The following is a 13,978-nucleotide window of genomic DNA, read 5'->3' as shown; positions in this document are numbered from 1 at the left end:
TTGCCCCGTATGTAATATTATAACAAAAAGAAATCTTATGAAGCGAGTACTCTTAATCCTGCTCATCGTAGCAGTAAAATGGAATGCCATGGCTGATGAGGGTATGTGGTTCCTCATGCACCTCAAACGCCTCAACGAGCGTGATATGCAGAAAATGGGCCTGCAGCTCACCGCCGAGGAAATCTACAGCATCAACAACTCCAGCCTCAAGGACGCCATCGTACAGTTCGGTGGTGGTTGCACCGCGGAAATTATCTCCAAGGATGGGCTTGTGCTCACCAACCACCATTGTGGCTACGGCTCCATCGCGGAGCTATCGACACCCGAACATGACTACCTCACCAACGGTTTCTGGGCGGCAAGCAAGCAGCAGGAACTCAAACCTAAAAGCCTTTCGGTACGGTTTTTCGTTCGCATGGACGATGTAACCCAACGTATCCTGAGCTTGGTAAACGATGACATGACCGAGTCTGATCGCGAACGCACGATCAACCGCGAAATCGCCAAAATCGAACAGGAAAACAATGAAGGAGGCAAATACACCGTTTCGGTACGCCCCTTTTACAACGGCAACGAATACTATTATTTCGTCTATCAGGATTATACCGATGTGCGCTTGGTGGGTACACCTCCCAGCAGCATCGGTAAATTTGGAGGCGATACAGACAATTGGGAATGGCCACGCCATACGGGCGATTTCTCGCTCTTCAGGGTCTATGCTGATAAAGATGGTAACCCCGCCCCTCACTCGCCCGAAAACGTACCCCTACATCCCAAATGTCACCTCACCGTGAGCCTTAAGGGATTTACCAACAATGATTTTGCGATGATCCTCGGCTACCCCGGCCGCACGAATCGCTGGATGCCATCGGGAGGTATCGACCAGAATGTGAACTATGCCTACCCGGCTTGGGTGGAAGCCTCCAAAGTAGGAATGGACAACATGAAAAAACACATGGACAGCGACCAGCAAGTAAAGCTGGATTATGCATCTAAATATTCTCAAGTGGCTAATTACTGGAAAAACCGCCAGGGGATGATCGATGCCCTCAACGAGCACCATACCGCTGAAACCAAAGCGAAAGATGAAGCGAAGTTCAGCAAATGGGCAAACCGTAAGAAAAACCGCGGACGCTATGGCGAGGTCATGGCTACCATCAACAACTATTACGAGCAGACCAACTTGAAGGCACGCCATGACAACTACCTTATCGGCTTACTGCGCTCCAGCACATTCGCTGCCCTTCCCTATTCGCTGGGAAATGCATTGGTATACTATGCGCAGCAAAACCAAGCCAAACGCCAGGAACTCATACCGCAGATTCAGGGCAATCTCGAAGATACCTACAATAACATCCATCTCCCTTTAGAAAAGGATGTATTGGGTGCGCTGACCAACCTCTATGCAAGCAAGGCGACCGAAGCCGGTATCCCACAGTATGTGGAAGACTTATATCAATCAAACAACCGCGACCTCCGTGCGTATGTGAATGCCGCATTTGACAACAGCCTATTTGCCTCAAGGGAAAAAATCGAAGCATACCTTGAAAACCCGGATAGCACCTTGGTCCAACAAGACCCGTTGTTCCAACTCTCCACCGCGTTGCTTGACCGCTATCGTGAAAGTTCGCCTGAAAGCGAAGCGCTGGAAGCTGAATTCCAAAAGGCATTCCGATTGATGGTGGAAGGTTCCCTCAAGAAAAATCCGAAACGGAAATACTATCCGGATGCCAATAGCACGTTAAGGTTGACTTATGGCAAGATTAATCCGCTGCCCGCAGACCCGAGCAACGACGCCAGCATCAATTACTACACCACACTGAAGGGTACCATCGCCAAATACAAACCCGGTGATGAGGAGTTTGACCTGCCCCAGCGGCTCATGGACCTGTATGAAGCCAAGGATTACGGACGCTATGCCGACAAAGCGGGTTACTTGCCCGTCAATTTACTGACCGACAATGACATCACTGGCGGAAACTCTGGATCTCCGGTACTCAACGGAAACGGGGAGCTTATCGGATTGGCCTTTGACGGCAACATCGAAGCGATGGCAGGTGACGTTATCTTTGACCCGAAGTTGCAACGGACCATCTCTGTGGATATCCGCTACGTCTTGTTCATCATCGATAAATTTGCCAATGCTCCGCATCTGGTGGAAGAGATGACCATCGTGGAATAATTGCAATAAGGTTAAAAGCCGTTGATAGAGGCGCGGCAGAATCGCTCAATATGGCGGTTTCTGCCGCGCCTTTTTTATCCTCATCACGGTATAAAACAAACCACCAACCAAGTAGCTATCGTCTTCAAATGAATCCGTAAGTGGCTAAGCGCTCGGGTTATTTGGTTCTCAACACTCCGCTTGGAAATGCCTAACCGATCGGCTATCTCGTAGTTCGATAGGTTTTCCCTCCGGCTGAGCAGAAAAATCTCTTTACACCTCGCCGGAAGGTCAACCAGGATATTATCAATATCCTCCTCAAATTCGGCCCGCCTTATTCGCTCATCCCCACCGTTCTCCACCGATGGGGTTCCGATTAATTCCCAATCGTCGGTATAGTCTACCATGGAGGATTTCGCTACCCTCATGCACTTAAACACATGATATCGGGCCGCCGCACGTAAATAAGCAGAAAACAACTGGATATCTAGCACATGGCGCCGTCGCCAGAGATTAATGAAGATATCATGGGTTATTTCTTCACTTTGCTCTTTATTTCTCACATAAGAAAAAGCGGTTCTATAGATAGTCGACCAATAGCGGTCAAACAATACAGCGAAGGCCGAAGTGCTATCGTTTACAACAGCTTCCCATAATTGCCTGTCAGTACGGATCGCGTCGCCAGCAAGCTGACTCCCTTTGGAACTCATAAAATCTTTTCCGTCGTTTGCCGTGAGTGATTAAATTTAAATTGGTTTAGCAGCGCAAGTGGCCAAGACTTGTGCTGCATGACAAAGGTACACCACGCCTGGGCATGCTAGTCTGCCGATTTGTTTCAAAATTTCGCTAATTCGTCTCAAGTTTCCGAATTCCTGCTCATCGAAAAACCTATCGGAACATCAGGAAAATCGGGTCTTATTGTTTTTTCAAAAAAAATCAGCTAACGGTGTGTGTGTGTGCAGCGTGAAATCAGACTCTACCATTATAGCAAGCCTATAAAATTATGATGTCCAAAGAAGCCTATATGGCCTTGTACGAGAAATGTAATGCGGGCCAATGCTCATTGGAAGAATTGCGTTTGCTCGAAACTTACCGCGATGCATTTGAGTTGACGGATCTGCCATGGGACGAGGCCGCCATGGGGCACCAGGAGCGGACGAGGAGGCGTATCAGAAAGTGGTTGGAAAAGGAAATTCGCTCCTCCGGAGCACAAAAGTCGAAATATCCCTTCTACATGTGGTCACGATATGTCGCTGCAGCAGTAGTGTTAGTGGCAACCGTAATTATTTTTGGCCTGCATCGTCATTTCATTCCCGCCAAGAAGGTTGCCGAGTCCCCGGTCGCTATCCAGCCGGGCGGCAACAGGGCGATGCTTACGCTTGATGATGGATCACAGATTGCGCTGGATCTGGCCAACATAGGCGAAATAACCGACCGGGGCAACGTGCACGTCACCAAGCTGAGGGATGGACAACTGGCCTATAGCTACCAAGGGGCAACTCCTTCAGTCCCTGAAAACAATATATACCATACAATCAGCACGCCACGAGGTGGGCAGTATCAGGTGAGCTTGTCTGATGGGACAAAGGTATGGCTCAACGCAGCCTCATCTATCCGGTTTCCCGCAACATTCACTGGTCACGAGCGTGTCGTGGAAATCATAGGGGAAGCCTACCTGGAGGTGGAAAAACAACCCGGAAAGCCGTTTATCGTAAAGGGAAACGACCAACGCATCACCGTACTGGGTACGCGCTTCAATGTGATGGCCTATCCCGACGAACACCAGGTGCAAACAGCATTGCTCCAAGGGCATGTGTTGGTACGCATCGGCCAAAAAGATTACCCACTGCAACCCGGCCAACGTACAACATTTGACAAACGCAAGGAACGTGTTCGGGTGGAAGCTTTTGACGCCGAGGAAGCCATAGCCTGGCGTTCCGGCCATTTTATGTTCAAAGACGAACCTGTGGAAAGCGTGATGCGGAAAATAGCACGATGGTATGACGTGGAGATTGCCTATGAAGGCAACATGGAAGGCAAGCTGTTTTCAGGCACCATCTCCCGCTACGACCAAGTGCAAGACGTATTAGACATGCTCGCCTTAACGGGTACTGTAAATTTCAAAATCGAAGGAAGGAGGATCATCGTTATGGAGTGATGCATACTTGCTAGGCCAAGGAAAGAATACCGGGAGCGCTCGAACCGCCCCCGGCATAAATACTTTGGCCATATAATTAACAACAGGACACTTACACAATTATTAATTACCACAAACCAAGTAAACCAAATGTATAAAATCTATACTGCATTACAAAATAGATTCAACGTTTGTAATGCCATAATGTTATTGAAGATTATGAAGCTCATTGTCTTGTTAACCGTTATTGGCACCGTACATGTCAACGCATTTACCTTTGGGCAACGGATAACCGTGCATCTCGAAAACAGTTCGTTTGAGGAGATGCTGCAGACGGTTAGAAAGGCCAGCGGATACAACGTCTTATATAACCCGTTGACCCTTACAAAAACGACATCCATCACCGCGGATTTCAAGGATGTCTTACTAGAAGAAATTCTTGAACAGTGTTTCCGAGGCCAACCTGTTACCTACACGATTAACAAAAAAACAATTGTAGTAAAAAGTCGGCCAACGCAGCCTGACCTCCATGCTCCTCAGCGGCTGCCAACGCGCACATTTATCCAAGACCAGCAAATACGAGGGATTGTACAGGATTCTACGGGACAAATTTTGACCGGCGTCTCCGTATTTGTAAAAAGCAGGCCAAGCGTAGGGACGACCACAGATTTAAATGGACGGTATATTTTAAATGTACCGGCCAACTCCGTGTTGGTTTTTAGTTTGGTTGGTTTCGAAACCCAGGAAGTGAACACCTCGGGGAGAGAGGTCATTGATATCGTTATGGTTGAAGCCGAGAATTTGATGGAAGAAACGGTTGTGACTGCCTTTGGACAACGCCAGCGAAAAACGGACCTTATTGGCTCGGTGTCTTCGATTAATCCGGAAGAACTTCGGATTCCCAGCAGCAACCTCACTGGAGCACTACAAGGACGGGTGGCTGGAGTGATATCCTTTCAGCGTAGCGGCGAGCCCGGTTTGGACAATGCTGACTTTTTCATCCGTGGAGTAGGTACGTTCGGCGTTAACAGTAGACCATTGATTTTGATTGATAATATGGAAGTTTCTTCGGATGACTTGGCACGAATCCCGGTCGATGATATCGCCAGCTTCTCTATCCTAAGGGATGCAACGGCAGCCGCTGTGTATGGATCCCGCGGAGCGAACGGGGTGATATTGGTTACGACCAAATTAGGTAAAGACGGGCCTCCAAAAATCACTTTCCGGGCTGAGCAGCGCCTATCAACGCCAACGCGTATGCCGGAGATTGCGGATCCCGTAACCTTTATGAAAATGCACAATGAAGCCGTCCTCACGAGAGATCCACTTGCCCTCACACTTTACAGCGAAGAAAAAATTGCCATGACGGCAGCAGGTGCCGATCCCATTAAATACCCTGCGGTAAATTGGCTTGATGAAGTCACCAAACCCAACACCCGTACACAGAATTATAACCTGAGCATTTCAGGCGGCGGACGGGTAGCCAGCTATCTTGTAAGTGGCAACCTCACACAGGATGATGGGCTTATCCGTGTCAATCCAATCAATAATTTTAATAATAATGTGGATTTTAAGGTCTATAACCTGCGCAGCAACATCAACGTAAACGTTACCAAGTCCACCCAGTTAATGGTGCGTGCGGTGGCCAATTTCAGGAATTACAGCGGGCCCCCAGAGGGAGGGAGTTCGTCCTTCCGGAATGCCATGCGTGCAAACCCAGCGTTGTTCCAACCCGTATACCAACCCGGGCCACAGCAATCGTACATTAGCCATCCACTTTTTGGAAATTTCGATGACGGAAGTGGTACGAACTACCTTAATCCTTATGCCCAAATCGTACGAGGCTATTCGGAGTGGTCGCAAAGCAATATGCAGGTACAGATTGAACTCCACCAAGACCTGTCCCAATGGGTCGAAGGGCTGAAATACCGGGGATTGGCTAACGCTTCGCGTAGCGCCTATATGGAGTACCGCAGGCAGTACAATCCGTTTTACTATATGCCGGGGTCCGTCGATCCCAATACCGGTTCCTATTCCTACTTATCCCTTAATCCATTAACCGGGACTGAATACTTAGATTATAGTGAAGACGGAAGAGGCCAAGAGTCGCTTTTCTATATGGAAAATGCGCTTAGTTATTCTCGTACGTTTCAGGATAAACATTCCGTAACGGGTATGCTGATTTCTACGATCAGAAACCGCATCACCCTTCCGAGAGACGGAACGACTTCTCTGCTCGCCACCCTACCGTTCAGAAATGCCAGTTTTTCCGGAAACTTCACCTATGTGTATGACAACCGCTACCACGCACAGTTCACTTTTGGCTACAATGGTTCGGAGGTTTTCGCAAAAAATTACCGTTGGGGTTTCTTTCCTTCTGCTGGGATTGCCTGGACCATACATAATGAGCGTTTTATGGAACCTGTTCGTGATATTTTCAGCACGGCACGGCTCCGATTGACCCATGGATTAGTCGGGAACGACAATATCAATGACGAGCGCTTTTTCTACCTTTCCAATGTAAACCTAAGTAACGGTGGTCGTGGATTTACTTTTGGGATTTCCCCAAATGAACAGTATGACAGGAATGGTGTTTCCATAAATCGTTATGCCAATCCTTATGTCACTTGGGAAATATCAAGACAGACCAATCTCGGTATAGATTTAGGTCTATTCAACGGCAAGTTCGGTTTTACAGGGGATATTTTTCGACAGGTACGAAGTAACGTCGTACAACCGCGCGCTTCGCTACCCTCCACGATGGGTCTCTCAGCACAAGTGCTTGCGAACCTTGGAAAGTACCAAAGTGAAGGCTTTGACGCCGAGTTAACCTATATGCAGAGTGTCAACCAAAATTTGTGGTTTCAGGGAAGGGGAACCTTTACTTTTGCCAGAGGTAAATACCTCTACTATGAAGAACCAAATTACGACCATGACTACCTGAGCCGTATAGGACTGGATGCGAATCAACGCCGCGGATACATTGCCGAGCGCTTGTTTATTGACGACGAAGAGGTATTCAATAGTCCGCAGCAGTCTTTCGGACAAATGGTGATGGGTGGCGATATCAAATACCTCGACGTCAATGGCGACGGTGTGATCAATTCAAACGATATCGTGCCGATCGGCTTTCCTACTACACCGCAGGTCAATTTTGGATTTGGGCTGACCACCGGCTACAAAAACTTTGATTGCTCGTTCTTCTTTAGTGGGATGGCACGCACATCGATGCATATAAATCCTTTGTCGTGGGATCCCAATGATCCTAATAATAGTGGGTCCGCTCCCTTTGGCAGCATGGGTGCGCCAAATGCGGTGCTACAACCCTGGGCCGATAGCCACTGGTCTGAAGACAATCGGAATATCTACGCCTTATGGCCCCGCCTCAGTCAGAATCCCCTTCCTAACAATACACAAACCAGTACCTATTGGATGCGCGACGGGGCTTTTCTCCGTCTAAAACAAGCGGAGATCGCATATACACTAGATTCCGACTTTACACGCAGATACAAGATCGACCGGTTTCGGATATACGCCAGTGGCAACAATCTCTTTAATATTAGCGCATTCGATTTGTGGGATCCCGAGATGGGAGGCTCTGGATTGCGGTATCCCTTGCAGCGTGTATTCAATCTCGGTATATTAATGACCTTATAAGGCAGAAGGTAATCAATAATAAATACTATTCAAATGGCAACTAAGATTATAAAAATAGTGGTTTTATTCGGCATGTTATCCATCGGCAGCTGCAATAAATACATGGATATCGTACCCGATAATGTCGCGGAACTCAAACAGGCTTTTTCGATGAAAACGATGGCGGAGCGCTTCTTATTCACCTGCTACAGTTGGATTCCCGGTGGTTTCAGTTTAACCAGCAATCCGGCCTTATTGGGAGGGGATGAGTTTTGGCTGAACTCGACCACGAATTACTCCCAATCTGCTTATCCCAATTGGTACCTTGCCATGGGCGGACAAAACTCCAACAGTCCTTTACTTAATTATTGGGATGGTAATGCGGGCGGAACTCCCTTATGGCGGGGCATTCGCGAATGCAATATCTTCCTGGAGAATATTCAAAGTGTACCGGACATGGATCAAATGGAAAAAGACCAGTGGACAGCCGAAGTGGAATTTCTCAAAGCCTATTATCATTATTACCTGTTGCGCGTTTATGGGCCTATCCCCATTGTGGACACAAACATTCCAACCTTTGAAGACCCCGAAAATGTGCATTATGAGCGGCAACCGATCGACGATGTCTTTGCCTATATCATCGGAAAGATTGACGCAGCCATGCCTGCCCTCCTCCCGGATGTGTTGACACCTGTACAGGACAATGGGCGAATTACCCAGCTGGTGGCCAAGGCCATGAAAGCGGAAATTCTGATGACCGCGGCAAGCCCCTTATTCAACGGCAATACCGATTACCCGAATTATCAAAACGCCGTGGGACAACCCTTGTTCAACGACACCCACAGCGTGGAAAAATGGCAGTTAGCCGCTGACGCCTGTCGGGAAGCCATCGAGGTAGCCCATGCGGCGGGCAGATCGCTGTATAAATGGGTTCCGCCTACCAATATGCTCATCCAGCCACAGCAAAGCACCATCAATCAAATGAGCCTGCGGCAGGCCGTTACCGAACGGCAGAATAACCCCGAGTCCATCTGGGTTAACAACAGAAGCAGGGCTCACCAACCAGAACAAGGCTGGGCGTTTACGCCGCGAAGTGCAGACCCGGCACGAATCACAAACCAGTCTTTGGGCGGTTTTATGGCACCCACGCTCAACATGGCGATGAAATTTTACAGCAAGAACGGTGTTCCGATAGAAGAAGACTACGACTGGGATTACGCGAAACGTTTCGACTTGCGCGAGGTGCCTTTAGGTGCGTCGCCTTACGAATACGATCTGATCCCAGGTTATACCACGGTGGGCCTACATTTTGACCGAGAAGACCGCTTCTACGGATCGCTTTCCTTTGATGGCGGACGGTACTACATGAGCAGCCATACCGATGACAAACTTGCTTTTTCCATTAATGCCAGACCCGGCGGCAATGCTGCGGCGACGAATTCCCCTACCCGATATTCCGGTACGGGCTATACCCCCAAGAAATTGGTGAGCTACTTTAATGTGATTGGTGAAAACAACGTATTTACCAACTATGCTTATCCGTTCACCATGATGCGCTTGGGCAATTTGTACCTCCTCTATGCGGAAGCCCTCAACGAAATTAACGGGCCCGGTGATGAGGTCTTTGATTACCTGGATTTGATCCGAGAACGAAGCGGACTAGATGGAGTGGTAGAATCGTGGAACGAGCACGCTAGAAATCCCAATAAACCCAATACCAAAGAAGGTTTACGACAAATTATCCACCAAGAACGTGCCATTGAGTTGGCGTTTGAATCCCAACGTTTTTGGGATCTAAGGCGATGGAAAACAGCGCAAGACGAGTTAAATACACCTATCTTCGGTTGGGATTACCGTCAAAATTCGCCACAAACTTACTACCGCCGTGTCGTCATGTACAATCGGACATTTACACAACGGGACTATTTCTGGCCGATCAGTATCAATGAATTGCGGAGAAATGATAAGCTGTTACAATCTCCATTATGGTAGAGAAAAACATAATTATCACTTAAAACATACATTATCGATATGCACACGTTATCAAACTATACAACACGCCTGATCAGTTGGGGCTGGATTTGCCTCCTCCTGTTTAGTTGCGCAGAGGGTCTAGAGCCTGCCCCTTCTCGGCAAGGAGAAACGCCTAATCCCATTACTACGTATGAAGCAGAGAGCATCGCTGGTGGTGCCATCATTAGCTATGAACTGCCGGCCAGTAGCGACCTCCGATACATCAAAGCGGTTTATACGATGGCTGATGGTCGTGTCCGTGAGAGTAAATCTTCCATTTACAAAAATTCGATTACCGTAGACGGATTTGCTGCAGCTGGCGATTATCAAGTCGACCTCATCGCAGTAGGTGTCGGTGAAGTCGAATCGGCTGCCAAAAGCATCACGATTACGGCGTTGACACCGCCCTACCTGCAAACACTCGAAACACTGGCCGGGGAGGGTAATCTAAACGCCACCTTTGGTGGCATCCAAGTCCGTTTCGAAAATATGGCAGAAGCTCCGCTCGTTATCCATGTGCTGGCAAAAAATGACCTGGGTGAATGGGAAACGGCGCGGGACTTTTACACCAAGCTTTCCTCTGGAGGGTTCAGTATACGGGGCTTTCCTGCGGTTGAACGGGAATTCGGCATTTTTGTAACAGACCGTTGGAACAACCGATCGGACACCTTAATCCGGCCTTTTGTCCCCGTTTTCGAAATAATGATGGACAAGTCGCTATTCAGACAGTACAATTTGCCTACAGATACCCACGTCAAGCACTCCAATTTCTATTCTACGCAAGTACTTTGGGATGGTGCCGATTGGGTATCCAGCACCATTTTCCACACAGCTCCAGGCACTGGGATACCTCAGCATTTCACCTTCGATATGGGTGTAGCTGCAAATCTGAGCCGCTTCCTGATGTATTCCCGGTTAAACCACGAATATCAATTCAATCACCCTAAAGTTTTTGAATTGTGGGGTTCGAATGCACCCAATCCAGACGGCAGCTGGGAATCCTGGACACAGGTGGGAACCTACACGTCGATAAAACCTTCCGGATTGCCGCTGGGCGAGCAAACAACCGATGATTTCAACTATGCGCGTGCCGGGGAAGAATTTGAAGTAGAATACCAGGAAGAAGCCTACCGTTATTGGCGATGGAAAACAACAGATACCTGGGGTGGCAATTCGGATGTATCTATGGGCGAACTCACTTTTTTTGGCCGGGCGGAATAGCCTAATACAGCTAGGTTAGTTTTTACTACGATCTTTAAATCTATATACAACATGAAATTGAGAAGGATAAATATACAAGCAGGGGTGCTGCTCACCATGGCCCTGTTGCTCGCGCAATGTACTCCGATTGACTATCACTACCGAGATTACCTGGAAAACGCCGAAAAAGTTTACCCCGGCCGGGTAGATTCGTTGCTGTTCAAGCCTGGCAATAACCGAGCGGCTATTCGATCCCTCATCAGCACGGATTCTCGGATCGCGAAAATGCGTGTCACCTGGGGGGCGGAGGGTGTTTTTGAGACAGACATTGCTCCAAATGAGATTGCCGGTTACAAGGAGGTGGTCATTCCAGAAATTGCCGAGGGCATCTATACGTTTGAGGTCCGTACCTTTGATAATCAGGGAAACCAATCCATGCGTTCCGAGATATTTGGCCGGGTGTATGGCCAAAGCTACAGCGACAACCTCAACAATCGGATTATCGATAACGTGAGAAAAGATGGGGAAGACCTTATCATTAATTGGTTTCCGGAATCAGCTGATTCGACCTTGTTGGGTACCGTTGTTTCTTACCAGACAGGTGCAGGAGACTCCGCGCACGTCGTTACCGGCCCCGCGCTCAACCAAACCTTACTTCCGCAGTTTAAAGCGGAGACCCAGTTTAACTTTCGCACGCGCTATAAACCAACTTCATTGGCAATAGACACATTTTATGCGGCCAATCAAACCATCGATCCAGTGGACTATATCGTCACTGAGCGAACAACTCACCCTAGAGAAACATGGTCAATCGCAGGTTTCAGTTCCGAGGAGACAAGGGGTGGTCGGCTGGCGGAGAAAGTCCTCGATGGCGATGCAGGGACCTTCTGGATTGCTAACTGGTCCGGAGATAGCGGCCCGATCCCGACTTATCCCGACCATTGGCTCACCGTAGATATGGATGAAGTACTGGACGTGGACGGCTTTTTCTTTGCCCAGAAAAACGGCGACCGTAAGATCCGGGAATTGGAAGTACACATCAGCGATGATAACGAGTCGTGGGAAAACTTAGGTTTGTTTAGCTTGGCCAATATCGACCGCGAAAACCAACATATAGACTTGCCACAACGGAAGTCGTTCAGATACTTCAAGCTGGTGCCCGTTTCAGGTCATGACGCTCAACAGCAGCCCGGTCTAGCGGAAGCGGGCACATATTATTATTGAAAGTTGGAATAGTATTCCATTCAGCACAAGTACATCATCTGTCAAACCTTTAAAAACAAATATGCTATGAAACGATTGATTTTTAATGTATGTGCACTCGGTTGTGCAATACTGTGGAGCGCATGCGAGAAATTGCCCGGCTGGACGGATAATCCGGAACCACAGGAAGATCTGTCAGGACTTATTGTAGACAGTACATTTACAAACCCGATTTTGCCTGGTGGCCCGGATCCATGGGTGACCCAGAAAAACGGAACCTATTACTACACGTATACACACGGTGGTAGGTTGGTGATCTTGGAGACCGAGAATTTATCAGAACTCGCTTCGGCACGTAGGCACGAGGTATGGATTCCGCCCACTGGAATGCCCTATTCGAGGAATCTATGGGCACCCGAACTCCATGAGATTGACGGTAAATGGTATTTTTATTTTGCTGCCGACAATGGGCAAAACGCCAACCACCGCATGTATGTGGTCGAGAATACCTCGCCCAACCCGGTGGAAGGTAATTGGGAGCTGAAGGGAAAAGTAGCCGACGCATCAGACCAATGGGCAATCGACGGTACGGTATTTCGGCACAATGGGCAATTGTACATGTTGTGGTCGGGGGGCAATGCGGGAGCGCCGCCACAGCATATCTATATTGCGGAAATGAGCAATCCGTGGACCATCTCCAGTGAAAAAGTGATCATCGCTTCGCCCACCTACGATTGGGAAAAAAACGGGAATCCGATTAACGAAGGCCCACAGGTACTGATTAATCCTCAAGGGAGCGTATTTGTGGTTTATTCAGGTAGCGGTTATTGGGTGGATGGCTATTGCCTCGGTTTGTTGACACTTCAGGAAGATGGAGATCCCATGAGTCCGGCCGATTGGACAAAAAAGCCGGAACCCGTTTTTTCAATGAAAGCGGAGAGCAATGCCTACGGACCAGGGCATAACGGATTCTTCAAATCGCCGGACGGCACGGAAGACTGGATCATTTACCATGCGCGCACCAACCCAGGTGGTGGCAGCCGCAACCCCCGTATCCAGCGGTTTACATGGAATACCGATGGAACACCCAATTTCGGGGAGCCTGTACCCATCGAAACCGCACAAAAGCGGCCGTCCGGCGAAACCATCCGGCTGATCTATCCGAAGGACGATTGGTCGATCGCCGGATTCAGCTCGGAGGAAATCAACAATAGTCGCCTGGCTATCCGCTTGATCGATAATGATTTAACCACGTATTGGATTACCCGCTATTCTTCAGACCCGACAAATTATCCCGATCATTGGATTACAGTAGATATGGGTGAAGTAAGGAAAGTCGATGGCTTTATTGTTTCCCAGAAAAATGGCGACCGTAAAGTGAAGGAGCTGGAAATTTTTGTGGGCAATGATAATGAAACATGGGAAAGTTTAGGTGTGTTCGAATTGAATAACATTAATCGTTTGCGGCAATATGTGGATTTGCAGCAACAAAAGCAATTCCGTTATTTCAAGTTGGAGCCGGTATCCGGCCATGACACGCAGCCACAACCTGGTCTAGCGGAAGTAAGCGCTTACGGGTTTGGGGATTGACAAAATTTATGGGGGGATTGCCCCCCCCCCCGTAAATT

8 protein-coding genes are annotated in these 13,978 nt (G+C 48.5%); 7 read left to right on the top strand and 1 reads right to left on the bottom strand.

Annotated elements, in window-relative coordinates; all coding sequences use genetic code 11:
* Positions 1–37: 37 nt before the first annotated feature.
* Positions 38–2,182 (top strand): S46 family peptidase, encoded by a 2,145-nt coding sequence (locus NF543_RS21970; RefSeq protein WP_257670353.1) that lies wholly within the window; start codon positions 38–40, stop codon positions 2,180–2,182.
* An 83-nt stretch (positions 2,183–2,265) separates the two neighbouring features.
* Here the strand turns inward: NF543_RS21970 and NF543_RS21965 are convergent, their stop codons facing one another.
* Positions 2,266–2,871: a sigma-70 family RNA polymerase sigma factor gene (locus tag NF543_RS21965; protein WP_257670352.1), complete on the bottom strand. Its 606-nt coding sequence runs from the start codon at positions 2,869–2,871 to the stop codon at positions 2,266–2,268.
* A 293-nt stretch (positions 2,872–3,164) separates the two neighbouring features.
* Here NF543_RS21965 and NF543_RS21960 point away from each other — a divergent pair, with 293 nt between their 5' ends.
* From NF543_RS21960 to NF543_RS21935, 6 genes are all read left to right on the top strand, one after another.
* Entirely contained in the window at positions 3,165–4,319 is a 1,155-nt protein-coding gene (locus NF543_RS21960; RefSeq protein ID WP_257670351.1) for a FecR family protein, read from the top strand.
* Between the two features lie 198 nt (positions 4,320–4,517).
* Complete coding sequence (locus NF543_RS21955) at positions 4,518–7,955, top strand: TonB-dependent receptor (RefSeq protein WP_257670350.1); 3,438 nt, start codon at positions 4,518–4,520, stop codon at positions 7,953–7,955.
* 33 nt (positions 7,956–7,988) lie between these two features.
* Entirely contained in the window at positions 7,989–9,926 is a 1,938-nt protein-coding gene (locus NF543_RS21950) for a RagB/SusD family nutrient uptake outer membrane protein (protein WP_257670349.1), read from the top strand.
* A 39-nt stretch (positions 9,927–9,965) separates the two neighbouring features.
* Positions 9,966–11,168 carry a DUF5000 domain-containing lipoprotein gene (locus NF543_RS21945; RefSeq protein ID WP_257670348.1) on the top strand — a complete coding sequence of 401 codons (1,203 nt, stop codon included), beginning with the start codon at positions 9,966–9,968 and terminating at the stop codon, positions 11,166–11,168.
* Between the two features lie 51 nt (positions 11,169–11,219).
* Entirely contained in the window at positions 11,220–12,371 is a 1,152-nt protein-coding gene (locus NF543_RS21940; protein ID WP_257670347.1) for a DUF4998 domain-containing protein, read from the top strand.
* A 66-nt stretch (positions 12,372–12,437) separates the two neighbouring features.
* Entirely contained in the window at positions 12,438–13,940 is a 1,503-nt protein-coding gene (locus NF543_RS21935) for a family 43 glycosylhydrolase (protein WP_257670346.1), read from the top strand.
* Positions 13,941–13,978 lie beyond the last annotated feature (38 nt).

Source organism: Parapedobacter tibetensis (assembly GCF_024704835.1).
Taxonomy (GTDB): Bacteria; Bacteroidota; Bacteroidia; order Sphingobacteriales; family Sphingobacteriaceae; genus Parapedobacter; species Parapedobacter tibetensis.
Note: the sequence above shows the minus strand (reverse complement) of the source record. Positions and strands in the feature narration are given on the sequence as shown.